The organism is Paenibacillus pseudetheri, assembly GCF_924513355.1.
Taxonomy (GTDB): Bacteria; Bacillota; Bacilli; order Paenibacillales; family Paenibacillaceae; genus Paenibacillus_AQ; species Paenibacillus_AQ pseudetheri.
In genome coordinates this window covers 1-24,549 of record NZ_CAKMAB010000056.1, presented here as the reverse complement: position 1 = coordinate 24,549, position 24,549 = coordinate 1, and the positions used below count along the sequence as shown (strand labels likewise).

The window sequence follows — 24,549 nt, the reverse complement described above, 5'->3', positions numbered from 1 at the left end:
CACGATGAAAGTAGGAATTGAAAAATGAGTTATTATCAATCTGGTTACAGCTTTCCATACCCAACTTACACAGCACAAACAGCATATCCTCAGACAACAGTAAGCAATTATTCACCGCGAGACAGTACATTTTCAACACGCCGTATCCAATTTGATGCCGCAGGTGCATCAGGAAACAATTTAGACGTTTTCATTATCACTAATTCACTCGAACAGCCGATTGTAACTCTCGCAGACAATAATGGATTCCCCCATGTCAGAGACTTCTATGCAAAAGCTATTGAACACCAAGGATATAAAGGAATTCGTTTGACTCTCCGCTTTGAAGGAGCAGCCGGCGGAGGTCGAGGATTTGCAGTCAATATTGCACAACCTGGTATGAGCGGGAACTTCTCTGTTTTTCCAATGAGTTAAGTATTATTTGTAGATACTTAAGATTCAATAATTATGTATAAGTTCACTCCCCCTCCCATTCAAGGTCGGGGGTCTTTTAGTTTCTCTATTTCACTTCCAGCAAGCTTTTTCCGCAGTTCTTAATTCTCCTGCAGTAACCGCTTTTTCTTCATGCAATACTTCATATGACTAAATTGAACTTCGTCCTCCTTCCCCCACTACCTGAAGTGTCCGGACCTCATTGTCTGTCTTAGTGAGAAGTCCCTTCCTTACAAGCTGCTCGACAAGTGAATACGCTGTGGAACGAGACTTCAACTTCAGCAGATCTGCCACCACAGAAACTGAAGGAGCATAGCCCTGTTGATCACAAAACCTTTTATAAGTTCCAATGTTTCTGCCTGGCGATTCGTTAATGGTCTACTAGCCATGACTGCACCTCCTCCACCGTTTCAAATCGATCTATCATGCTGCTTCTCTCTCCTTATAAAAATTCCCGACTAAAGAATTCTATTTTCCATAAACCATTTACGACCTTCATCAGTGTTCAAGAATGCTTCAGCCCTTTTAGACTGGTCAAGCCTAGGCGGATACTTCCGTAGAAGTGTTGTGCTTAGGATCCAAAAAGGGACACTGCTTGCTTGTTCGGCTAGATGTTTCCGGTTCATTCCGGCCACATAGATGATTTGCTTCACCGCGTCCTCCCCTTTCCAACTCCTTGCCTCGCAGCTGCAGCAGTCCACCTATCGGACATTCACGGTTGCAGTATCCATCATCCACGAAAATGTACTGCCAAACTCTCTCATGAGTTCCACGTGATTTCGTAAGCTATCTGCGTCCTGTCCATATCCTCTCAACCCTTAATAGATTGGTATTATGGTGTTTCTTCGTATTGTTCATTATTTCTATCATTCATGTTTTACTTTTATTATGAGAAGGGTTAGACTAATATAGGTTTTATATACTTATTACCGATTACTAAGATGTATAATCAATGAAAGGATTTGATGAATGTGGAATCGACTAATTTCAAAGTTATACCTGACAAACTGAAAGGTAGGACGATTGAAGATATCGCCATCACTACTAATGCTGTGGTTATTAAATTTACTGATGGTACTTTTTTAGATATCTATCTCGATGAGGCTGCACAAACATTAAAGACATCAACAAACAAGCTGGATAGTTAACTCAACCCTTTACACTTAGCTATCATTTTCCCAGCTTCCTCCTTCACAGTTTGTGTCTACTTCGTCATAACCTTTGGGAGAGGAGGGATACTCCTACTCCCTTAATGATCTGTATCTTCGTACTATGCATTGCTCGCATAAACCATACTGTTTTTTATCTCTAGCATGTTACTAGTTCTAATAATTCATTTTATAAGAGGATTTAAGGTTAACGAGAATAAACCCAAAAAGCACTGAATTATCTAAGCCAGCAATGGCTTTTCTTTTCACAATAAAACAGAATATACGTACGTAAAAGAAGGGCCGTTATATGAATTATTCCAACTTTTTCAAAACTCCTCTGGAACAATGGATTGAAGAACAATACCGATCAAATGGTGTTTTCACTCTAATGATCTTAATATAGACAAGATCGCACTGAGCTTCAGGATAGATATTGTTTATTACGACAAAACAACATTTAGCGAGAATGAAGAAAGAGTTATTTTTAAAGACAACCGCAATGATCGCACAGAACAGCGTAAGGTTTTTTTTTCATGAACTTTGTCATGTAATACGTCACTCTGGCGATCAACGCTGGATGCCAGACTTGTTTCGTGAAGCACAAGAGATTGATGCTGACCGCTTTGCGTTATACGCCACCATCCCATTCTTTATGCTTGATCAGATAACACTTCCTATTCACAGGAGCGAAGCCATTAGCTTACTCGCTTTAGAATTCCATGCCTATCCAGAATTAGTTGATCAGGCTCTCACCCCACGAACGATCAAGAGCTTCTACGCAGACCTTCGGAAGAAGTATTCGAAGGACTATGTAAAGAATATCCATGGTGTGCTGAAACGCGCTCTCAGACTTGCATACTCTGAATCTGGACTATTGGCAGAAGATATAATGAGTAAAGTATCTATGCGGAGTAAGATAAACGCGAACGAGCAAAAGGAGATGCAGTTCTGGACCATAGAGGATTTCACCCAATTCCTTAATTCGTCGAAGTATCATGTTCATTATATTGTGTTTTCATTGGCAATTCATACTCGCTGGGGTGATATCGACTTCGAAAAGAAAGAACTCAAAGTGATCCAGACGGCCAACTGGACACGTGATGGTTTAGTCATCCAACGTCCGAAGACGAATGATTCCATTAGAAGGGTAAAACTTTTTCAGAATATTATGAATGACCTTAAGGAACGCTACTCACAAATCGAGGCTTATAAAAAAGAATATGAAGACTCATATGAGGATAATGACTTAGTATGTTGCTATCCTGGCGGAGGTTATATAAAGCCAAAACGAATTACTGATGGTATGGACGTACTTGTACGTAAAGCAGGCGTCAAAAAAGTTAGATTCCACGACCAGCGACATACACATGCATCATTCTTGTTGGGGATCGGAATAAATCCAAAAGTAGCTGCTGAACGACTGGGTATGACTCCAGCGATGTTCAACGAACGATACTCAACACCTACTCCCAATCATGCAGGAAGAGGCCGTTGACAAAATTGAAGCAGAACTGAATAAATACGCTGAAAAACAGCTCGAAACTGCAGAAAAATAATTCCCGTTAGCAAATCCGTTAGCAAGCGCAAAATCCTGGTCTTTCTCCATTCTATTTTCTTAATATTACGATACCTATAGACAGCAAAAAACCCTTACAAAGTAAGGGTCTTTGATAAGTGGGCCCTGAGGGACTCGAACCCCCGACCAATCGGTTATGAGCCGACCGCTCTAACCAACTGAGCTAAGGGCCCGGATCTAAAAATATCCGAATATACAATTGCTGTTGTAAATAAATTGGTTGCGGGGGCAGGATTTGAACCTGCGGCCTTCGGGTTATGAGCCCGACGAGCTACCGGGCTGCTCCACCCCGCGTCAGAAAAAATATTCAAACAGCGACAATAAATAATATACAGTACAAATCGGGTCTACGTCAAGGAAAAATTTATAAAATTTTTCAAGGCAGAAATCTAACCCCGTACCTTCCCTTACGGGATCGATAAATTTCTACAAAACTTGGGTCATGATAACCGTAAATCCAGCCATCTTGCTCCAATCTTTTAGCCAAACAACCTGCTTGAAATCTGGTCCTGAACAGTTTCGCGAAGTATATCCAATTCATGATGCCCTTTTCTCCTTTTCGCAAATTTATGATACACCGCTCTGAACTTATCATGCCCAAGTTCCACAAAATAAGCCACCAGAAAACTGGTGGCTAAGGGCATATTCCAGAGTCATTCACCGATCGAGTTGAAATAGACCGTAGGATCTTTTTCAAGTGTATCCAGCATGGTATTCCCTTGCTTCTCCCAAGCTTTGAGTGCATTCTCGACGGTTTTCTTCCCCTGATAAACATCAATGAATAGTTGTCGTCCAACATCGCCAGTCTGGCTAATCCCAGGCTTCTGCATCTGTAAACTGATCAATAAAGGATCCGTTGCAGGTAAAGGCTTAAGCGTATAAAATGCCTCTAAATTTACAGAAGGGGTTTGAGCGGTAATATAATCCTTACGGGAAGTCAGTTCACTCTTGTTATGGGCTTTAATTTTCGCAACCTCATTACTGTTGACGAACTTAATCAAATCCCAAGCATCTTCCTTATTAGTAGCCGTAGAAGTAATAGCCATCATATTACCAAGCCATGTTCCAATCGCAACATCCGGTTTTTCCTGAAAGGTAGGTACAGTAACCACGCCCCATTTGATGGGACTGTAATTTTTGATCTTAGCAGCATTACGAGCCACTCCCGCCAGTTCATTGAGATAACCATATTCTCCAACGACCATTGCGGCTTTACCTGTGAGGAACAGATCGCCTTGGATTGGACTGTAGGTATTCCCTTCTGTTCCTGCAAAATCCAACCCATTTAACTCAGGTACAATTTGTTTCTTAACCAACTGGCTGTAAGTAGTCCAAGCCCGATTCCACTGCGTACTATTTACAGTCATGTGCTGACCCTTATTATCGTACATCTTAAGTTCTAACGGTGCGACATAGCTCTGCATATCCCAGAATGGATCACTTAAGTATCGATTCATCGAGAACCCATATATCCGTGTTTCTTTATTAGATGACTTCTTCGTCACCTTATCTGCCAGCGTAAACAGTTCATTCCAAGTCATCTTGTCCGTTGGATAGCCCACACCAGCAGCATCAAAGATTCCCTTGTTATAAAAAAGTGCACTAGACGAGAAGATCGGCGCCAACGCAAAAAGACTTCCTCTACCCAGCTCACGAACTCCATTCAGCATTGTAGGCGCCATATTGCTTAAATCATACTGATCACGCGCTATAAGCGGCTCCAACGATTGGACAAGATTATGATCCACTAAACTCTTCACTAATGCGCTATCACCGATGATCACATCAACAGGCTTATCCCCGCCCATAATCGCTCGGATATATTCCAAATTGTCAGAGCTTGCGTCTGAGGAGGTGTTATTGTACCGAAGGTCATTCGTATCTATAGCCGGAATAATCTCCAATTTGATTTCTGGATGCTGCAATTCATACATATCCGTAAACTGCTGACGAAAAAACCAATCGTCCTCCCCAGACCATAGACTCCCAATACGCAATACACGTTGCTCCACTGAAGCCTTAGAAGGCTCAGCCCAAGCCGTATTCCGCCCATCAGAGATTAAGGGTAGTATCAGCGCAGCGCATACCCCAAAGCTTAACCAGCGGCGCCACAGCCGTTTATTGTTGTTTATATGATTCATTATTGTATCCTCCCATAAAATACTTGATTCTTCTACACCTTATGGATAAATAATCCATAATCCTAGTAACAGTATAAAGCTTTAATCAAGAAGGGAAGTTACAGGACGTTTAAAGTTATACTACGATTTCTTCATATGTTACTAGAAGCTTTCGAAGGGTACCATCATCGAGTAAAAGAGCATAGAGCAACAGCGAGACAGAGCCGCAATCTTCACTTCCCCACTCGCCTGCTACCTCCCTATGACCGAAACAATCGGACCAACTTGCGACTGAATAATTGCACTATCTGCAACTATTAGCGCTGAGTTAATTTTGTTTTTCCTTTTTATTGCACTCTGTGCAGTTAAAAAACGTTCTAAGAGCTTTCTAAAGATACGAGGCTGATTATAATTGCACAAAGTGCAATTATAATGCCAATTCCTCTAAGAAAAGTTAGTTTAAGTGTACGAAATTCAACTATTCGTCTCTTGGATGACAGAGCGTCACAGTTAAGTTACCGAGTGTCAGTGCGTAGAGAAAGAGAAACAGGGTATAGAACAATTCTCTTTTTAATCCCACTCTATGCAGTTAAAAAATAAAAGCCCCTCACAGAAAAGTGAGAGGCTTGCCTAAACTAGGCTCATTTATTTAAGTTAAACACCAAATGATGACGGATCTTTTCTCCAAGACTTCAGTACTTCTACGTCCGTCGATTCAATTTTGCCTTGTGCAAGAGCCACATCAATCAATGTGCTGTAGTTGGACAAGCTTTGTAATGGCATTTCAGCTGCAGCAAAAGCATCCACTGCACGGTCCAGCTCATAGCTGAAGATTGCGAGTACAGCCAGCACTTCTGCGCCAGCTTCTTGCACGGCCTGAGCCGCTTTGATGGAGCTTCCACCTGTGGAGATCAGATCTTCAATAACAACTACCTTTTGTCCCGGCTTAATCAGACCTTCGATCTGATTCTGCTTGCCGTGGCCTTTAGCTTTATCACGGATATAAGCCATAGGCAGATTGAGTTTATCTGCTACCCAAGCCGCGTGTGGAATACCCGCGGTTGCTGTACCTGCGATCACTTCAGCGTCCGGATACTCGCTCTTAATAAGCTGGGCGAAGGCATCTGCAATATAGTTACGAACTTCTGGGTAAGCCATAGTCAGACGGTTGTCGCAATAGATCGGCGATTTGATACCAGAGGTCCATGTAAAAGGCTCCTGTGGACGCAGTGCTACTGCTCCAATCTCCAGTAGATAACTTGCTACTTGTTCACTTCTATTTAATGAGCTCATGCTAGGGTCATCTCCTCAATAATGTTTAGTGCTGCTTGACGTGGATCTGGTGAAGCTGTAATCGGCCGTCCTACAACAAGGTAGTGACTACCCTGACGAATGGCTTTTCCAGGTGTCATCACCCGGGACTGATCGTCCAAGGAAGCACCTGCTGGCCGGATACCCGGTGTAACCGTGCAAAATGCCGGGCCGCAAGCTTCTGCGATAACTGCGGACTCTTGTGGCGATGCGACTACGCCATCTAGACCCGCATCGGCTGCCAGCTTGGCGTATCTTACCACAGTATCCGCTACCTCACCAGCGATCCCAATTTCATTATTCATCACTTCTTGACTCGTACTCGTTAGCTGAGTAACAGCAATAATCAAAGGCATCTTAAGGGCACCATTAGCACTAACTGCTGAAACCGCTCCTTCGCGTGCTGCAGCCATCATGGCTGAACCCCCTGCCGCGTGTACGTTAAGCATATCAGCGCCAAGATTCGTAAGACTTTGTGCGCCACCTTTTACCGTGTTAGGGATATCATGCATTTTCACGTCAACGAACACAGAATAGCCACGAGATTTCAGCTCTTGAATAAAGTCTGGTCCTGCCGCATAGAACAGCTGCATGCCTACCTTCATATAGCAAGGAATGCCTTCCAGCTTATCGATCAAGGCTCTTGCTCCAGTCACATCAGGATAATCCAAAGCGACCATCAGTCGATTCGCCATTGCTTTCCACTCTACTTCTCCAACTCCCATAACCATGCTCCTATCCAGTGCAGACTAATCCACACCCTTTATTTGTTAGACCCTAGGCATAGCGGAGCGGTCTGCGTAAACGCAAACCGCCCTATGCATCTTTATGAGATTAGTTCAATTGTCCGACAAAAGCAGGCATGGACTGTGACGAGAAGTTAATCGTCTGCAGCATTCTGAGAAGTGCCGTCACTGTATCCAGTGAAGTCATACATACGACGCCATTCTCAACCGCTTCACGGCGGATACGGAACCCGTCACGTTCTGGCGTTTTGCCTTTAGTCAGTGTATTAAAGACGAAGTTAGCTTGCCCACCACGAATCAAGTCGAGAATGTTTGGCGCACCTTCATCCAGCTTGTTAACATTCATTACGTTGAGGCCTGCTTCTTCAAGCGCTTGTGCCGTGCCTCCAGTAGCAATGATTTTGTAACCCATGGAGTGGAAGCCCTTCATAAGTTCCACAGCTTCTGCTTTATCTTTATCTGCCACCGTAACGATGATAGCGCCTGTCGCTGGAATTTTCATCCCTGCTCCGATCAGACCTTTGTATAAAGCTTTTGCGTACAACTTATCACGGCCCATAACCTCACCGGTCGATTTCATTTCAGGTCCGAGTGTAGGTTCTACTCTGCGCAGTTTGGCAAAAGAGAACACTGGCACTTTAACCGATACATAATCGCTTTCCGGCCACAAACCTTCTGTATAACCGTCATCCTTCAGCTTGCTGCCGAGAATGATTTTGGTTGCCAAATGCGCCATTGGAATTCCTGTCACCTTACTCAGGAAAGGAACCGTACGCGAGGAGCGTGGATTTACTTCGATTACGTATACTTCGTTCTGATAGATAACAAACTGGATATTGACCAGTCCAATCGTCTTCAGTTCCTTAGCGATTTTGATTGTGATTTCGGCGACTTTCTCTTTTAGACCTTCATCCAGATATTGCGGAGGATATACAGCGATAGAGTCACCGGAGTGAACACCTGCGCGTTCGACATGTTCCATGATGCCCGGAATAACTACTGTCTCACCATCGCAAATCGCGTCTACCTCAACCTCTTTACCTAGCATGTAACGGTCAATCAATACCGGATGCTCTGGATTCACTTTCACCGCTTCTACCATGTAGCTAAGCAGTTCAGTATCGTTATATACGATTTCCATTGCACGTCCGCCTAGTACGTAGGAAGGACGAACAAGCACCGGATACCCAAGGGATTGTGCAGTTTCTACAGCTTGATCCACGTCAGTGACCGTCTTACCTTTCGGTTGAGCGATATCCAGGCGTGCCAGCAAAGCTTCGAATTTCTTACGGTTCTCAGCTTCATCAATGCTATCAAGGCTAGTTCCAAGAATCTTCACACCAGCAGCACTTAGCGGTGCCGCAAGGTTAATCGCTGTTTGACCACCGAATTGAACGATAACTCCAATCGGATTCTCTTGCGCAATTACGTTCATGACATCTTCGAAGAATAGGGGTTCAAAGTACAACCGGTCCGAAGTATTGAAGTCTGTAGATACAGTCTCAGGGTTATTATTGATGATAACCGCTTCATATCCAGCCTTTTGAATGGCCCATACCGCATGCACTGTGGAGTAATCGAACTCAATCCCTTGACCGATGCGGATTGGACCAGATCCCAGCACGATAACCTTTTGCTTATCAGATTGAATAACTTCATTCTCAGTCTCATAAGTCGAGTAGTAGTAAGGTGTAGTGGCTTCGAACTCAGCCGCACAAGTATCTACCATTTTGAACACAGGTGTTAAGCCTTGCTCCAAACGCAGCGCGCGCACATCAGCTTCTTTGGTAAACTTCCCGTTCGCTTGCCCTTCTGCACGAATCTCAGCAATCGCACGGTCTGTAAAGCCTTTACGTTTCGCTTGGTATAAAGTTTCCGCAGACAAAGTTTCTTCGCCGCGAATAACCTCTTCAAAGTTAATCAAACCTTCAATTTTGGAAAGGAACCACCAGTCCACGTTCGTAATATCCTGGATTTCTTGCAAACCGTAACCACGGCGGAAAGCTTCAGCAATCAGGAACAGACGCTCATCGTCAGGCTTCTCAAGACGTTCACGCAGCACGCTCTCTTCCAGTGTCTCTGCACCTGGCAGACGGAACCGGTGTACACCAATTTCCAAGGAACGGATCGCTTTATGAATCGACTCTTCAAAGGTACGGCCGATCGCCATTACTTCGCCTGTCGCTTTCATTTGCGTACCCAGCTTACGGTTCGCATGAATGAACTTGTCGAACGGCCAGCGTGGAATTTTACTTACAATATAGTCAAGTGTAGGCTCGAAGCATGCATAAGTCTGTCCGGTTACCGGATTGACGATTTCATCCAGCGTGTAACCCATCGCGATTTTGGCAGCCATTTTGGCAATCGGATATCCAGTTGCTTTGGAAGCCAAAGCCGAGGAACGGCTGACACGCGGGTTTACTTCGATTACATAATATTGATAACTTTGCGGATCAAGTGCGAATTGTACGTTACATCCACCCTCAATATTTAGGGCGCGGATGATTTTGAGCGAAGCTGTGCGCAACATTTGGTATTCGCGATCCGATAACGTCTGGCTAGGTGCCACAACGATACTGTCACCTGTATGTACGCCTACAGGATCAAAGTTCTCCATGTTGCAGACAACGATACAGTTGTCATTAGCATCACGCATAACCTCGTATTCAACTTCTTTCATGCCGGCAATACTCTTCTCAACCAGACATTGTCCGATCGGGCTATAACGAATTCCTGCTTTGACGGTTTCACGCAGCTCTTCTTCGTTATCGCAGATCCCGCCGCCTGTGCCGCCAAGTGTATAAGCTGGACGTACAATCAGAGGGAATCCAATTTCCTCAGCGAATTTCATTGCTTCATCTACAGTAGTGATAATGGTGCTATCCGGTACAGGTTGATCCAATTCACGCATTAGATCACGGAACAAATCGCGATCTTCTGCTTTCTCAATGGAATCAAGCTGTGTACCGAGAAGCTTAACATTCTCTTGCTCAAGTACACCTGCACGAGCCAATTCTACAGCCATATTTAGGCCAGTTTGACCGCCCAGCGTTGGAAGCAATCCATCCGGACGCTCTTGGCGAATAATCGCAGTTACGAATTCAAGCGTAATAGGCTCGATATACACTTTATCTGCAATATTTGTATCTGTCATAATCGTTGCTGGATTGCTGTTAATCAGTACGACTTCCACGCCTTCTTCTTTAAGGGCTTGGCAAGCCTGAGTTCCTGCGTAGTCAAACTCCGCTGCTTGACCGATGACGATCGGTCCGGAACCGATCACTAGTATTTTTTTAAGCTTATCGTTCTTTGGCATGTTATAGAGCTCCTTTCACGGCTTCAAGCTGTAAGTTAGTTTTTGGCGCCGTGATTCTGGCGTTTGCCGCAAGTTGTGCCTGACGTGAAACAACAGGTGTCTTTGCTTTATGATCTGCAATCAATTGCAGGAAGCGATCGAACAAGTAGCTGCTGTCATGTGGTCCTGGCGCCGCTTCTGGATGATATTGCACCGAAAATGCTGGGTAACGAGTATGTTTTATGCCTTCAACAGTCTTATCATTATTATTAATGTGAGTAACTTCTAGTTCAGTGTTCTTCACAGATTCCTCATTCACGGTATAACCATGGTTCTGGGAAGTGATGAAGCAGCGTCCGCTTTCCAGTTCCTTCACAGGGTGATTCCCACCGCGGTGACCGAATTTCAGCTTCTCTGTATCAGCTCCACAAGCTAGTGCAAACAACTGATGACCTAGGCAGATACCGAAGATCGGATATTCACCAAGCAATTCGGAAATGGTCTTGACAGCGTGAGGCACATCTTTCGGGTCCCCAGGGCCGTTGGACAGTAGGATACCATCCGGGTTCAGACGGCGAACTTCTTCCGCTTTTACATCGTGTGGCACTACAACCACATCACAACCACGTTCGTTAAGCTCACGTAGGATACCAGCCTTCGCACCGTAATCCACAAGTACAATTCTTTCTTTGTTGCCTGGGCTGCTGTACGAACTTGCAGTTGATGTACGAGCAACCTGATTGCGCAATTCCTCAATCGTAGTATTTCCCATCATTTCCATCAGTTCCTCTACACGTTTGTTAGAGGTGGTCAGGATCGCTTTCATTGTTCCATAGTGGCGAATAATCCGAGTCAACATCCGAGTATCAATCTCGCTGATCCCTGGAATATCGTATTCTTTCAACAAGTCGTCCACACTGTATTCAGCACGCCAGTTACTAGGTACTTCTTCATGACGACGCACTACAAAGCCGTGTACGAAAGGTCTAACAGATTCAAAGTCATCCCGAGTAATCCCGTAGTTCCCGATCAATGGGTAAGTCATTGTAACGATTTGTCCGCAATATGAAGGGTCAGACAGCACCTCTTGATATCCTGTAATTCCTGTATTAAAAACAACCTCGCCTGTCTTTTCGCCCTCAGCGCCAAATGCGGTACCTGTAAATAAAGTTCCATCTTGCAGCAGCAATCTCGCCTGCATTCCATTCCACTCCTTCATGTTTCTGTAGTCTAATGCTTATGCCTTACAAGCCTTCCGGAGTGAACGTGTACACAATCGCTGCATCCGTAAAGATCAGCAACTCCGCCCCACCCGTCTGCTAGTTTTTCTCAGTCCATACGGTTTTGCCGTCTACCCATGTCATTACTGGCCAGCCCTTAAGCTTCCAGCCACCAAAAGGAGTATTCCGTCCTTTACTTGCAAAAGAACCCGGGTCTACTTCTTTTTCTTGCTCCAGATCAATCAATGTCAAATCTGCAGGAGCTCCGATATCCATCACACCAGTGTTCAGTCTGAATACCCGTGCAGGATCAGCGGTCATTCTTTGTACTAGTAAGGATAAATCCCATTTCCCGGTTGCTACAAACGCGGTGTATAGCAGCGGGAAAGCTGTTTCGAATCCAACGATACCAAAAGGTGCGAGTTGCATGCCTTTAGCCTTCTCTTCCTCACTATGAGGCGCATGATCCGTAACAATCATATCTAGTGTGCCGTCAAGCAAACCTTCGATACATGCTTCAACATCGCGACGGGAGCGTAGCGGCGGGTTCATTTTCCAATTGGCATCAAGGCCTGGAATCTCTTCTTCAGAGAGCAGCAAGTGATGCGGACACACTTCAGCAGTTACTTTAATGCCGATTTCTTTCGCTTGGCGAATCAGTCGCACCGATTGTTCAGTACTTACATGGCACACATGGTAATGAACGCCTGTCGCTTCAGCCAGCAAAATATCGCGTCCAACATGGATGGCTTCCGACTCATTTGGAATTCCTTTCAGACCATGCTTTCTTGCGAACTCACCTTCGGCTACACAGCAGCCTTCAACCAGTGAATTATCCTCGCAGTGAGCAATGACTGGCATATCCAGTGCTGCGGCGATGTTCATAGCATCTTTCATCATTTGAGCACTTTGCACACCCACGCCGTCGTCGGTATAACCAATCGCTCCAGCTTCTTTAAGCGCTGCAAAATCAGTCAGCTCACGTCCGAGCTCATTTTTCGTAATGGCTGCATAAGGAAGTACTTTAACTAGTCCTGCTTCACGCGCTTTGTCTTTCACAAATTGTACGATTTCCGGGGTATCTGTTACTGGACGGGTATTAGGCATACAAGCGATGGTTGTAAATCCGCCTTTGGCAGCCGAACGACTTCCGGTTTCCACTGTTTCCTTGTGTTCAAATCCCGGTTCGCGTAAGTGCACATGCATATCAATGAGTCCTGGAATGAGCAGCTTGCCTTCAGCATCAATGATCTCTCCAGCTTCTGGAGCAGCTTCATTTCCATCGATTAAGGCCGAGATAACACCTTCTTCAAGTACAATATGTTTCCGCTCTAACAAGCCTTCCTTATTCAATACGCTGGCGTTTCTAATAATCACTGTCATGATTCTACCTTTACCCACAGATCCCGGCTGCGGGCCCTCTCGTTATTATATAATAAAAATTCATGTTTGTGTATATTTATTAGTCCCTATTCATCATCATTCTTTGAACTTTATAGTAAAGCTCTTTCAAGAACTGCCATCCGAACCGGAACCCCATTAGACATTTGCGGGAAAATCCTTGATTGACTGCTCTCTACAACTGCATCATCAATCTCGACATTCCGGTTAACCGGAGCTGGATGCATAATGATTGTATCTTTTGCGAGCTTAGCTGCGCGTTCTTCTGTTAAACCGTACTGTCTACGGTAATCTTCCGCGGAAAGTATGATACCAGAAGCATGGCGTTCCAGCTGCACACGAAGCATCATGACCACATCTGCTTTAAGAGCTTCCTCTATGGTTACATAAGGTGCGTATTCCATAAGCTCAGGAGCCTTCATATTCTCCGGTGCGCAGAATTGCACTTTAGCCCCCAGCTTAGTAAGTCCCCACAGGTTGGAGCGTGCTACCCGGCTATGCATGATGTCCCCGATAATAGAAACCGTGAGACCCTTTAAATCTCCAAACGTTTTGGTCATGGTGTAAAGATCAAGCAGCGCTTGCGTTGGATGTTCATTGTTGCCGTCACCCGCATTAATAAGCGGTATGGACACCTTCTCAGCTAACTGCTGCAGCACACCTGCAGGCTTCAAACGCACAACTCCGGCATCGATCCCCATCGATTCCAGTGTGCGTACTGTATCGTAGATCGACTCCCCTTTTTCTACACTAGAAGCTGCAGCCGTAAAATTCAGTACTTGTGCACCCAGTCGTTTCTCTGCCATTTCAAAGGAGAAACGTGTGCGTGTGCTGTTCTCAAAGAACATGTTAGAAATAAAATGCGAGTTCAAAATGGGAGTTAGCTTCTCACTTTGATTGTCCCAGTATGCTGTTCTGTCCAGCAGCCCAGTGATTTCCGACCGATCAAGCTCTTTTATTCCCAGCAGACTACGTTCCTTTACCTTGGTAAGTGTCATGATGTTATCGTTCCTCCCGGTTTGAAATAATGTAGACCTCGTCTTTGCCGTCGTATTCCTTCAGCGCCACTTCAATCTGCTCATGCTTTGAGGTAGGTACATTCTTACCGATGTAGTCCGGCCGGATCGGCAGCTCGCGGTGTCCACGGTCAGCCAGTACTGCCAGTTGAATCATTCGTGGGCGTCCGCAATCCATTAAAGCGTCCATCGCCGCGCGGATGGTGCGTCCGGTGTAAAGCACATCGTCGAACAAAATGACCTTCTTATCATGGATGCCATCATTGCCGGAAGTAATAATGACGTTACTCTTCACTACTGCTTCACTGCCTCCTACTTCACGGTCATCCCGATAATGCGTGATGTCGAGTTCGCCGTAAGGAATCTCGACGCCTTCAATTTCCTTGATCCGCTCAGCAATGCGCTGTGCCAGGTATACGCCTCGGGTCCGGATACCGACCAGCAGACAATTCTCAATCCCTTTGTTCTTCTCCAAAATCTCATGAGCAATACGCGATAATGCCCGGCGGATCGCCGTTTCGTCCATAATTACATTTTTCTCAGTAACCATAATCTTGTCACCCTCCACTTGTTTCGCCTGTTCAAGTCCCCGGAAATCAAAAAACTCCTTGCCTGTAACAGGCAAGGAGTGAAATCCGAAGAAGAAGATGATGGCCGCGCGCATAAAAAGACAGTCCGGTGTAGTACACACGGATACCCTTCTAAGAGTCGCGAACCTCGATTCACGTTACCTTGCCAGCCTCACAGGACTGAATTAAAGGCGCTATTCATTTAATGAGAATTATGACAGAACAAACCCTGCATGTCAACTTTATCTGCCTAAACTATAACACTTTCTAAGCCGGCTTCTATTAAGAGGAAGCGGTAACTCTGGATATTGCTTATATTTCCTTTTTTCTACACGCATACTCACTTCTGCCAAGAAAGCTCCACAGAGATTGCGTGGATGGAGGGTATTATAGGGAGAACCTCCCTATAATTAGATCATTTTAGTCTTTTTAGTCTTTTTAGTCTGGTTATACGGAATTCCTCCCTATAAATCAGCGGATTTCCTTGAATGCAACCAAATAAGCAGAAATAGAGGGAGCAATTCCCTGTATTTTAGCAGATGGAAGCTAAAGAACAGAATTAGAGGGAAGAATTCCCTATCTTGCAGTAGATCTATTCAGCAATAATCTACTCACAGTAGAATTGCTGTTACATAAAAAAGCCGCCAAGGTTTCCCCAGGCAGCTTCAATCTCTAACTAATGATTAAAATTCAAACTCCACATCGCTTAAGCGTCTTTGGATTTCAGAGATGACACGTCTTTCTTCCTTTTCCCCTTTAGCAATAAAGGTAACAGAGAAACGTACAAACGGACCTGCATCATCCCAAGGCACGGTGGAGATTAGCTTTTCACGGATCAGGAATTGCGAAAAATCCTCACCAGATTCAAAACGTCGGCCACCTTTGACACCCTTAGGTGCTGCAACATAAAGGAAGAAGGAACCCTTTGGTTTCTCAGCTTGGAAGCCCAGGCTGTTCAGTGCATCAACCAACAGGTTGTGACGACGAGAATACTTGGCAGCAATAGCTTCGGTAATCTCTGGATGAGCAAGACCGTAGGCTGCAGCTTTTTGAATCGCGATAAATTGACCGGAATCATTATTATCCTTCACATCACTGAAGGCTTTAACAACTAAAGGATTCCCAGCAACAAAGCCGATTCTCCAGCCTGTCATATTGTAGGACTTGGACAAAGAATGCAGCTCCACGCCAACATCCTTAGCACCTGGCACAGAGAGGAAGCTAAGCGGCTTTAAACCGTCATAGGTCAAGGCAGCATATGGTGCATCATGGATAACGACTACATCATATTTTTTAGCCCATGCAACTACCTCAGCAAAAAACTCAGGAGTCGCACTAGCGCCCGTCGGATTGTTTGGATAGTTCAAGTAAAGAAGCTTGGCTTTATGAGCAACTTCTTCTGGAATTTCGTTCAGATCTGGAAGGAAGTTATTCTCCTTCTTCAGCTCTACTGTAAACACTTGTCCACCCAAGTATTTAGTATGTGTACCCAGCACTGGATAACCCGGCACCGTCATAATCGTAATATCTCCTGGATTAATGAAGCACGAAGGCAACATCGCCAGCGCAGGCTTAGATCCGATAGAGTGAACTACCTCCGTAACGGGATCAATGCCTTCAACACGGAATACTTCCCGTAAATAATCAGCAGCAGCTGTCTTAAATTCAGCAATTCCATTGTCCGCATAACCACGGTTTTCTTCCTTAGCTGCTTCTTCAGCAAGCTTAGCCACGATACCTGTATCAGCCATCTCATCTGGCTCGCCTACACCCATATCGATCAATTCAATATCAGGAAAATCCTGTTTTGCGGATGCTTTAGCACGTTTGATTTTCTCGAATTTATAAATCGAAGTGTCCTTGCCGTAGTTCGCACCGCCGATGCGGTCTGCAAAATTAGTCTGAATGAAGCTGTCTTGGTATTGTTCAATACTCATACTTTCATCTCATCTCCTGGCTATCTATTCTCATTTTAGAAGAAACGGCTTCGCCGTCCCTTGGATGGCTTATGTTTATAGAGATCCGCTTCTGTGATAAAAAATAAGGATAAAGAATAAGGCATAACCTTCTCTTTATCCTTATGATATTAAATATGATGGAAAGCAGAGTTCAATACCATAGACTAATTATCACTTCATTTGTACTTATCTGCTGCGCAATGTGAACAGAACATCTTCCATGTCTTCCGGAATAGGTCTGCTGAATTCTTTATATTCACCTGTCGTAGGATGAATAAATCCAAGCACCGCCGCATGTAACGCCTGTCCATTCATAGCTGTTCCTTTACTGCGTCCATAAATCGGATCGCCAACAAGCGGATGACCAATGAATTTCATATGCACTCTGATCTGATGCGTGCGGCCAGTCTCCAGCTGCAGCTCCAGTAGTGTACAATCACCAAAACGTTCCAACACCGTAAAATGAGTCACAGATTTCTTGCTGTTCTTTTCCGTTACAGTGTATAGCTTGCGATCATGTGGATCTCTACCGATCGGAGCATCAACCGTTCCTTTGTCATGCGACAAATTGCCGTGCACAACTGCTATATAACGGCGTGTTACACTGTGCTCTTTAAGCTGTGCTGCGAGCGACGCGTGACTGGCATCATTTTTAGCCACCATAATAAGACCAGAGGTATCCTTATCAATACGGTGTACAATACCTGGACGAATCTCACCATTAATACCGGACAGATCCTTGCAGTGATACATCAGTGCATTTACCAAGGTGCCTGACGGATGCCCGGCAGCTGGATGCACAACCATACCACGTGGCTTATTTATAACAATGACATCGCTGTCTTCATATACAACTTCAAGAGGAATATTCTCCGGGATCAAATCCGTAACTTCCGCTTCTGGTACGACAATGGAAACTATATCGCCTTCTGAGAGCTTATAGTTAGCTTTAACCGGTGCCCCATTAACCGTAACATGGCCACCACTGATCCACAGTTGCACCTGAGAACGAGAAATATCCTCTTCCCAAGATTCCGTTATATATTTATCGATTCGCTCCCGCGCGTTCTCTGCTGAAACGGTCCACTCCGTGACGTCCCTCTCTTCTTCGCTCGTAGATGCCGCTTGGTGATTGACGTCTTTACTCAAATCATTCATTCCCTTCTTTTACTTCCTTTGCTTCTTTTACTTCTTTGATTTCCGTGATTTCTTCACCGTTCTTAAGATCGCGGAAAGAGTCCAAAAGAATCAGCCCAACCCCAATAACGATACATGAATCCGCAACGTTAAAAATCGGGAAGCTATAGCTTCCAAAATTAAACAGAAGGAAATCAACAACCTCACCACTAATCATCCGGTCCAGGAAGTTACCTATCGCTCCACCCAATACAAGCCCAAGGGCAACAGACAACATCTTCCGAGAATGTCTAGTCTTGTTCAAGTACCAAACGATACCTGCGACCACTACAACCGTAACTAAAAAGAAGAACCATTGCTGACCTTGTAGAATCCCAAAAGCAGCCCCGCGATTACGATGTGAGGTAATTAGGAAGAAATTTCCGATGACCGGAATCTGTTCCCCAAGCTCCAGACGTGTGGCAATGAGATATTTCGTTCCCTGATCCACCAAAAATACAATAAGAGCAATCAAATAGTACACCACAGAAGTTGTCACTCCGTTCTTATTTTTCCCGCAAAATGCGGTACGAATACTGTTATAAGACTTGTATATTGTAGCACAGCCCTTAGAAGGTCGTCTATTGCGTGACATCTCTCCAGCGCTTAATCTTGGGGACTATTTTCCATCGCTAAAATAACGCCTCTCAGGTCAACCTAACAAAGAACCATCCGGTGCAAATTGGTTTGTCGGAAGGATTCTTAAAAAAGTACAGAAAGGAGCTTACTCATCATGACGCACCTGACAGTACAGCAGCTCTCAGAGCTACGCGCCCGATTAGAAAAAGACCGTGATACCATTCAGCACAGGCTTCAGAATAATGAAAATTACGGCTTACAGGAATCCATGCGGGATGGCACCGGAGAACTTTCCGAGAATGACAACCATCCAGGAGATGCAGCCACCGATTTGTATAACCGCTCCATGGATATTTCACTGCTAGAGCGGGACGAGCATGAGCTGGATGATATTGAAGCTGCTCTCAACGCTATGGATGAAGGCACCTATGGGATATGTAAGGCTAGCGGTCAACCGATCCCTTTTGAGCGTCTATTCGCCATTCCCTCCACGCTTTATTGTAAAGAGCACGCCCCACGTCAAAATGCACCCTTTACTCGGCCCATTGAAGAAGAATTTTTGTCTCCTCCATTTGGTCGTACGAGTCTCGATGAACGAGAGGATCAAAACGGCTTTGACGGTGAGGATGCCTGGCAGATTGTAGAAAGCTATGGCAGCTCCAATTCCCCCGCTATGGCGGAGGGCAACAACATTGACTCCTATAATGATATGGAAATTGAAGCTGATGAGCTGGAAGGCTGCGTAGAACCTTGGGAGAACTTTATCGCCACCGATATTACAGGGAACCATTTAATTGTAGTACAGGGACGTAGCTACGAGCGTTATAAGGATAGTGGCGAGGGAAGTTACATGCTTGATCCGCTCGAAGGCGAGGAGTAAAAGCATTATCCCCACAAAAAAATGAACAGCGTGCGGTTCCAGTTTCATTATGGAATGGCCCGCTGTTTTTTTATTTATTCTGCTCTATGTCATTTTGTTAAGAAAATGTTCAGATTCAGCTGGTAAACTGATCTAACGGATGCTGAAATCGACCTACAAGGAGTGTAACGTAGTGAATCACGGCTATTTTAAAAATGTACAACAACTCAGTCGTGAAGATGACCGGCGATATTTATTATTAATGAGAGGTTTACGCATCATACACGAAGAAAGAAAGCAACGTAGCCCTCTCCAAAGATTAAAAAGGGAAAAGCACGGACTGGGGAGAAACATAGAAGCCCAAGGTTGGGTAAATCCACCCAAGAAAATAGACCCGACCCTAATCTCTTCTACAAACCAAATAAAGACGGCTTCGCCTTAACAAGCTATTTGAATTCCAGCTGACGCTGTACAATTCGTACAATATCCGCAATATAATCTCCGATGATCGGCAGATTTAAGGCTCCAAGCACCTGAAGGACATAAATGATCGTTGCTGCGAAAAAAGTAAAGCCCAGCGCGATCCCTAATCCACGAGCTGTTCCATATAAGATATTTTTCCAAATTAGAGTCCAAGGTGAATACAACAGCTCTGTATACTGATAAATTCGTGATTTTTCTAATATATGAGCCCATTCAAAAGTTAATCGATACATCGTGTTCATTTTCTCTTCCAGTGGAATATCTTCTGGATTACGATGATCTGCTGTTAGACGCTCAGGGTTTTCCTCAGGAATAACCTTTTTCTCCGCTCCCTTATCTGTGCTGTTCTTGTTGCCGGATGTCTTAACGGAGATTCTGTTCTTCTGATCCTCCACAGCCACAGCTCCTCTCATACGTCTATATTCGCCACAAAGTAAACGAGCCCGGTCAAAGAGAATAATCTCCTTGAGCACGAGGCTCGTTATTTTTTGCGGGCGAAATATAAAGACTATATTTCCCGCATAAACAGAAGTTCTCTGTTTACACTTGTGCCGCTAGTATATGCTGTTTTGGGACAGGTAATACAGATTTACGCTCCAATATGGATACCGATGGATTTACCACCTGCATCTACCGTTTCAAAAGCGTGTTCTCCGCCAAAATCAACCGTAGTCACAAGTACATTGTCACGCAATACATTCTCAAAGGCTGTAACTGCTGCTTTAAGCTCATCGTCTACATTCAGCGTGAGTGCGATCCGTTTCTCGATCGGCAGATCCAAACGTTTACGGTAATCTTGAACCGCACGAATGATCTCACGAACCCAGCCTTCTTGTTCAAGCTCAGGCGTGATTTCGGTATTGAGCGCAACCGTAATTCCATATCCGGAAGCTGCGGCGAAACCTGCTTTAGCTTCTTTTTCAACGAGTAGCTCTTCAGAAGTGATCACCAGCTCTTCTCCCTCTGGCGTCGCAATCGTGATTGAGCCATCTTGCACCGCTTTGCGGGTAGAGTCACTGTCCAAAGCTTTCAGGAAGCCTTGCAGGAAGCCGACATTTTTACCGTATTTTTTACCGGCAACTTTAAGGTTCAGCTTGAGTGTGAAGTCAACAAATCCACTGTCGCTAGTCTCTAGCACGATGTTCTTGATGTTGATCTCGTCTTTGATGATCTCTTCATACTCAGCCAAATGGAAGTCACGGTTCATCGAAACGATCAGCTCAGACAGCGGTTGACGATTCTTAATGCCTGTTTCGTTACGAACGTTACGCGCCAGCTCAACGATTTGTCTCGCACTTTCCATATCCTCTTCCAGCTCTTTATCGATCAAGCTCTCATCAGCAACCGGGTAATCTGCTAAATGCACACTTTCTCCGCCGCCAAGGTTCGTGAAGATATCTTCAGACAACATCGGTGTAAATGGAGCCATCAAAGACGCTGTCTTCAAAAGCACATGGGTCAGTGTACGGTAAGCATCCAGCTTATCTTCACCTAGACCACTACCCCAGAAACGGTCACGGGAACGACGGATATACCAGTTGCTCAGCTCATCTATAAAGTTCTCAATACCTTTGGATGTATTCACGAAGTCATTTACTGCAAGTCCTTTGTCCACCAAAAGAATCAAGCTGTTCAGACGGGACAAAATCCAGCGGTCCAGCTTATGTTCCGATACTTTAAAAGGATGATCGGCAGGATCATAACCATCGATGCCTGCATAAAGCGTCAAGAACGCATGCGTATTCACCAGTGTATCTACAACTTTGGATTTGGTTTCCCCTACAAGACCACGAGAGAAACGTTTGTTATTCCACGGTGCACTATCGGATAGAATCGCCCAACGGAAAGCATCCGTGCCGTAATCGTTCATGATATCCCAAGGATCAATAACATTGCCTTTGGATTTGGACATTTTTTGACCATTCTCATCAAGGATATGACCGTGAGCAATAACAGCTTTATATGGAGCTTTACCTTTAAACAATGTAGATACAGCTAGTAAGCTGTAGAACCATCCACGTGTCTGGTCGATCCCTTCACAGATCATATCCGCTGGATATTGATCATTCAGCTTATCCTCGTTCTCAAATGGATAATGACTTTGCGCAAATGGCATCGAACCACTATCGAACCAGACATCGATAACTTCTGGTGTGCGAACCATCTCTGCCCCTTCGCTGAAAGGACTGCGTAGCTTGATCTTATCTACAAAAGGCTTATGCAGCTCGATATCCTCAGGTACATCGCCAATCGCCATCGCTCTCAGTTCTTCAATGCTGTGTGGAGCGAACTCTTTGCCCGTTTCTTGACATACCCAAACATTAAGCGGTGTACCCCAGTAACGATTACGGCTGATATTCCAGTCCACCAGTTCATCCAGGAACTTCCCGAAACGGCCTTCACGTACATGCTCAGGATACCAATCTACACTGTTGTTGTTAGCAATCAGCTGATCTTTGATCGCTGTAGTGTTGATGAACCAGCTGTCTGTTGCGTAGTACAAGAGTGGTGTATCACAACGCCAGCAGAACGGATAGCTGTGCTCGTATTTTTCTTTGCCGTAAAGCAGTCCTTTTTCAGACAAAGCTTTAACGATATCCAAATCGCAATCTTTCACGAAACGTCCAGCAAAGTCAGATACTACTTCCGTATACTTACCGGAATTATCAACCACGTTCACGAAGCTGATGCCGTTCTCGCGGCAAGTCTTGTAGTCATCTTCACCATGCGCTGGTGCCATGTGTACGATCCCTGTACCACTGGAATCTGTAACGAAGGAAGCACCTACGATGACATTGTTTTTCTCTGCCTTAATGTATCCGAATGGAGGAGCATAAGTTTTGCCGATAAACTCGGAACCTTTATGTGTAGAAAGGACTGCGTGCTCTCCTTTCATTACTTCCTCCACCAAATTTTTGGCAACAATGTAGATACCGTCTTCTTGTTGTACACGTACATAATCCATGTCAGGGTTCATGGCAAGAGCCATATGAGCTGGCAGCGTCCAAGGTGTAGTCGTCCAAGCTAGTACGTAGTCTCCACTGTCATCCAGCTTAAACTTTGCAGTCGCACTAAGATCTTTGACAGTTTTGTAGCCTTGGGCTACTTCATGGGAGCTTAAGGTAGTCTGACAGCTTGGGCAGTAAGGACTAACACGGTGTCCGCGGTAGAGCAACCCTTTGTCATGCACAGTAGCCAAGATGTTCCACACGCTCTCGATATACGTGTTATTCAAAGTTACGTAAGGATTATCTAGATCCGTCCAGTATCCGATACCCTCTGTAAACTCGCGCCATTGCTTCTCGTAGCCGAAGACGCTGTCTTTACATTCTTGGATAAATTTCTCTACGCCATATTCCTCGATCTCTTGTTTGCCGGAGATGCCAAGCTTCTTTTGTACGCCTAGTTCTACTGGCAAACCGTGTGTATCCCAGCCCGCTTTACGTACCACGCGGTAACCTTTCATCGTTTGGTAACGACCGATGAAATCCTTGATTACACGGCCCAGCACGTGCCCGATATGCGGTGCACCGTTCGCTGTTGGAGGACCTTCGTAAAATACATAGTTCGGACGTCCTTCACGATTTTCCATGGATTTGCGGAACGTATTTTCGTCGCTCCATTTCTTCAGTATGCGGACATCTCTTGCCCGCGCTTTTTCTCTGACATCTACTTTTTGCATGTGATGGTCAATCCTTTCATGATTTAGTCTTTAATCTTCTTCGATCCCCTCTCCTGCCAAGGAGGGGATCTCGAGGGCACCCGAGCCGCGATCCCGTAGGGCAGCACTGGCTCGGGGTGCCACATGGGCCGGCAAGTGAAACACCGGCCTGCCCTAAAAGTGAAGGCCCTGCAGGCGAACCCGCCAGGGGAGCCTAAGAAGGGCCGTTCCTCCGCCGCATGAATCATTTCACCTTCCACCATCGTAAACGTGCCCGAGGTTTTACTTTGCAGGTGTCCAGAGGGCGGCAGCCCTTGGGGTCCCCCTTAGAAAGGGGGATTTAGGGGGATGGTCACCTTGGATTGGCCCGCCCCGGAACAACAAAATAAGCGTCATCCCACCCCCAAAGGGGCGAGACAACGCTCGCGATACCACCCTAATTCTGCGCATGAGCACATCCTTAAGGGGAGTGTATTCAGCACAATCTCAGTCCTGCGCGTAAATCTCATGCACAGGTCCGGTGTAACGTCCGGCAGACGGTTAAGCTTACGCACGATCAACGCTTCAGCTTAACTTCTAGGGGAAGATCTTCCGGCAGGGTTCGAACAATCGGCTCTCAGCAATCACCGACTCTCTGGAGAACGTTACCTTGTCGTACTTGTCCCGTCATCGAATACATATAAACATTATACAGATATGTTCTATTTATAGACTTTTTAAGTCTAATTGTCAACAACCGCTAGCCAAATCCGCAATTAGGAGCATACCTGCGCGGGCGTAAGTATTATGATCGATTTTAGCGGAAAATAAAAATAGAGGGAATAACTCCCTCTATTTAGCCGATTTTAGCATGGAATTATAAATTAGAGGGAATTCTAGACCTAGAATATAAAGTGGACACCTCGTTAAGAGATTAAGATAATGAAGATATCTAAGGAGGTGTTCACATGGGTGAACAGCGGCAGCGGTACAATGAAGAGTTTAGGAGAAAGACTG

Annotated in this window: 20 protein-coding genes, 2 tRNA genes and 1 other annotated feature; of the genes, 5 read left to right on the top strand and 17 right to left on the bottom strand. The window is 45.1% G+C overall.

The features are described 5' to 3' along the window. Positions 1-24: 24 nt before the first annotated feature. Positions 25-414, top strand: coding sequence for a hypothetical protein (locus L1028_RS28485; RefSeq protein ID WP_234541383.1), 390 nt, complete (start codon positions 25-27; stop codon positions 412-414). Positions 415-582: 168 nt separating this feature from the next. Here L1028_RS28485 and L1028_RS31805 read toward each other — a convergent pair whose 3' ends face one another. Next, on the bottom strand, positions 583-726 hold the full coding sequence (locus tag L1028_RS31805; RefSeq protein ID WP_423803100.1) for a hypothetical protein: 144 nt from the start codon (positions 724-726) through the stop codon (positions 583-585). Between the two features lie 164 nt (positions 727-890). Continuing rightward, the gene (locus tag L1028_RS28480) at positions 891-1,085 is read right to left on the bottom strand and encodes a hypothetical protein (RefSeq protein WP_234541380.1); all 195 of its coding nucleotides are present in this window, start codon (positions 1,083-1,085) and stop codon (positions 891-893) included. Between the two features lie 318 nt (positions 1,086-1,403). On the opposite strand from L1028_RS28480, the gene L1028_RS28475 reads away from it, so the two are divergent. Next, the gene (locus L1028_RS28475) at positions 1,404-1,580 is read left to right on the top strand and encodes a hypothetical protein (RefSeq protein WP_234541378.1); all 177 of its coding nucleotides are present in this window, start codon (positions 1,404-1,406) and stop codon (positions 1,578-1,580) included. A gap of 469 nt (positions 1,581-2,049) precedes the next feature. Next, positions 2,050-3,078 carry a tyrosine-type recombinase/integrase gene (locus L1028_RS28470; protein WP_234541377.1) on the top strand — a complete coding sequence of 343 codons (1,029 nt, stop codon included), beginning with the start codon at positions 2,050-2,052 and terminating at the stop codon, positions 3,076-3,078. 180 nt (positions 3,079-3,258) lie between these two features. Here L1028_RS28470 and L1028_RS28465 read toward each other — a convergent pair. The 13 genes from L1028_RS28465 to lspA form a co-directional block, all read right to left on the bottom strand. After that, positions 3,259-3,332 (bottom strand) — tRNA-Ile (locus tag L1028_RS28465). A 44-nt stretch (positions 3,333-3,376) separates the two neighbouring features. Next, positions 3,377-3,453 (bottom strand) — tRNA-Met (locus L1028_RS28460). Positions 3,454-3,812: 359 nt separating this feature from the next. Continuing rightward, positions 3,813-5,300 (bottom strand): ABC transporter substrate-binding protein, encoded by a 1,488-nt coding sequence (locus tag L1028_RS28455; RefSeq protein WP_234541372.1) that lies wholly within the window; start codon positions 5,298-5,300, stop codon positions 3,813-3,815. Between the two features lie 633 nt (positions 5,301-5,933). Beyond that, on the bottom strand, positions 5,934-6,572 hold the full coding sequence (gene pyrE, locus L1028_RS28450; RefSeq protein ID WP_042190802.1) for an orotate phosphoribosyltransferase: 639 nt from the start codon (positions 6,570-6,572) through the stop codon (positions 5,934-5,936). Further along, complete coding sequence (pyrF, locus tag L1028_RS28445; protein ID WP_234541365.1) at positions 6,569-7,315, bottom strand: orotidine-5'-phosphate decarboxylase; 747 nt, start codon at positions 7,313-7,315, stop codon at positions 6,569-6,571. The genes pyrE and pyrF overlap by 4 nt, the downstream gene beginning before the upstream one ends. A gap of 109 nt (positions 7,316-7,424) precedes the next feature. Continuing rightward, on the bottom strand, positions 7,425-10,652 hold the full coding sequence (carB, locus tag L1028_RS28440) for a carbamoyl-phosphate synthase large subunit (protein WP_234541360.1): 3,228 nt from the start codon (positions 10,650-10,652) through the stop codon (positions 7,425-7,427). Position 10,653: 1 nt separating this feature from the next. Beyond that, entirely contained in the window at positions 10,654-11,832 is a 1,179-nt protein-coding gene (gene carA / locus L1028_RS28435; protein ID WP_042190808.1) for a glutamine-hydrolyzing carbamoyl-phosphate synthase small subunit, read from the bottom strand. Positions 11,833-11,950: 118 nt separating this feature from the next. After that, positions 11,951-13,234, bottom strand: coding sequence for a dihydroorotase (locus L1028_RS28430; protein WP_234541356.1), 1,284 nt, complete (start codon positions 13,232-13,234; stop codon positions 11,951-11,953). A gap of 110 nt (positions 13,235-13,344) precedes the next feature. After that, positions 13,345-14,250 (bottom strand): aspartate carbamoyltransferase catalytic subunit, encoded by a 906-nt coding sequence (locus L1028_RS28425; protein ID WP_234541354.1) that lies wholly within the window; start codon positions 14,248-14,250, stop codon positions 13,345-13,347. Positions 14,251-14,254: 4 nt separating this feature from the next. Then, positions 14,255-14,818 carry a bifunctional pyr operon transcriptional regulator/uracil phosphoribosyltransferase PyrR gene (gene pyrR / locus L1028_RS28420; RefSeq protein ID WP_149647673.1) on the bottom strand — a complete coding sequence of 188 codons (564 nt, stop codon included), beginning with the start codon at positions 14,816-14,818 and terminating at the stop codon, positions 14,255-14,257. A 702-nt stretch (positions 14,819-15,520) separates the two neighbouring features. Beyond that, positions 15,521-16,774, bottom strand: coding sequence for an LL-diaminopimelate aminotransferase (locus L1028_RS28415; RefSeq protein WP_234541349.1), 1,254 nt, complete (start codon positions 16,772-16,774; stop codon positions 15,521-15,523). Positions 16,775-16,981: 207 nt separating this feature from the next. Beyond that, on the bottom strand, positions 16,982-17,953 hold the full coding sequence (locus L1028_RS28410; RefSeq protein ID WP_234541346.1) for an RluA family pseudouridine synthase: 972 nt from the start codon (positions 17,951-17,953) through the stop codon (positions 16,982-16,984). Then, complete coding sequence (lspA, locus tag L1028_RS28405; protein WP_042190823.1) at positions 17,946-18,458, bottom strand: signal peptidase II; 513 nt, start codon at positions 18,456-18,458, stop codon at positions 17,946-17,948. The genes L1028_RS28410 and lspA overlap by 8 nt, the downstream gene beginning before the upstream one ends. 246 nt (positions 18,459-18,704) lie before the next feature. Here lspA and L1028_RS28400 point away from each other — a divergent pair, with 246 nt between their 5' ends. Continuing rightward, entirely contained in the window at positions 18,705-19,430 is a 726-nt protein-coding gene (locus tag L1028_RS28400; RefSeq protein WP_234541344.1) for a TraR/DksA C4-type zinc finger protein, read from the top strand. A 172-nt stretch (positions 19,431-19,602) separates the two neighbouring features. Further along, the gene (locus L1028_RS28395) at positions 19,603-19,851 is read left to right on the top strand and encodes a hypothetical protein (RefSeq protein ID WP_234541341.1); all 249 of its coding nucleotides are present in this window, start codon (positions 19,603-19,605) and stop codon (positions 19,849-19,851) included. Between the two features lie 4 nt (positions 19,852-19,855). Here L1028_RS28395 and L1028_RS28390 read toward each other — a convergent pair whose 3' ends face one another. Beyond that, on the bottom strand, positions 19,856-20,146 hold the full coding sequence (locus tag L1028_RS28390) for a DUF5665 domain-containing protein (protein ID WP_423803101.1): 291 nt from the start codon (positions 20,144-20,146) through the stop codon (positions 19,856-19,858). A 335-nt stretch (positions 20,147-20,481) separates the two neighbouring features. Continuing rightward, positions 20,482-23,574, bottom strand: coding sequence for an isoleucine--tRNA ligase (gene ileS / locus L1028_RS28385; protein WP_234541340.1), 3,093 nt, complete (start codon positions 23,572-23,574; stop codon positions 20,482-20,484). Between the two features lie 383 nt (positions 23,575-23,957). Beyond that, positions 23,958-24,232 (bottom strand) — a binding site (T-box leader). Between the last annotated feature and the right edge of the window lie 317 nt (positions 24,233-24,549).

Excerpts from the sequence above, each read along its gene's own strand:
- L1028_RS28485 (WP_234541383.1), top strand. The coding sequence starts at position 25 with ATGAGTTATTATCAATCTGGTTACAGCTTTCCATACCCAACTTACACA.
- L1028_RS28470 (WP_234541377.1), top strand. The coding sequence starts at position 2,050 with ATGAAGAAAGAGTTATTTTTAAAGACAACCGCAATGATCGCACAGAAC.
- L1028_RS28455 (WP_234541372.1), bottom strand. The coding sequence starts at position 5,300 with ATGAATCATATAAACAACAATAAACGGCTGTGGCGCCGCTGGTTAAGC.
- pyrE (WP_042190802.1), bottom strand. The coding sequence starts at position 6,572 with ATGAGCTCATTAAATAGAAGTGAACAAGTAGCAAGTTATCTACTGGAG.
- pyrF (WP_234541365.1), bottom strand. The coding sequence starts at position 7,315 with ATGGGAGTTGGAGAAGTAGAGTGGAAAGCAATGGCGAATCGACTGATG.
- carB (WP_234541360.1), bottom strand. The coding sequence starts at position 10,652 with ATGCCAAAGAACGATAAGCTTAAAAAAATACTAGTGATCGGTTCCGGA.
- carA (WP_042190808.1), bottom strand. The coding sequence starts at position 11,832 with ATGCAGGCGAGATTGCTGCTGCAAGATGGAACTTTATTTACAGGTACC.
- L1028_RS28430 (WP_234541356.1), bottom strand. The coding sequence starts at position 13,234 with ATGACAGTGATTATTAGAAACGCCAGCGTATTGAATAAGGAAGGCTTG.
- L1028_RS28425 (WP_234541354.1), bottom strand. The coding sequence starts at position 14,250 with ATGACACTTACCAAGGTAAAGGAACGTAGTCTGCTGGGAATAAAAGAG.
- pyrR (WP_149647673.1), bottom strand. The coding sequence starts at position 14,818 with ATGGTTACTGAGAAAAATGTAATTATGGACGAAACGGCGATCCGCCGG.
- L1028_RS28415 (WP_234541349.1), bottom strand. The coding sequence starts at position 16,774 with ATGAGTATTGAACAATACCAAGACAGCTTCATTCAGACTAATTTTGCA.
- L1028_RS28410 (WP_234541346.1), bottom strand. The coding sequence starts at position 17,953 with ATGAATGATTTGAGTAAAGACGTCAATCACCAAGCGGCATCTACGAGC.
- L1028_RS28400 (WP_234541344.1), top strand. The coding sequence starts at position 18,705 with ATGACGCACCTGACAGTACAGCAGCTCTCAGAGCTACGCGCCCGATTA.
- ileS (WP_234541340.1), bottom strand. The coding sequence starts at position 23,574 with ATGCAAAAAGTAGATGTCAGAGAAAAAGCGCGGGCAAGAGATGTCCGC.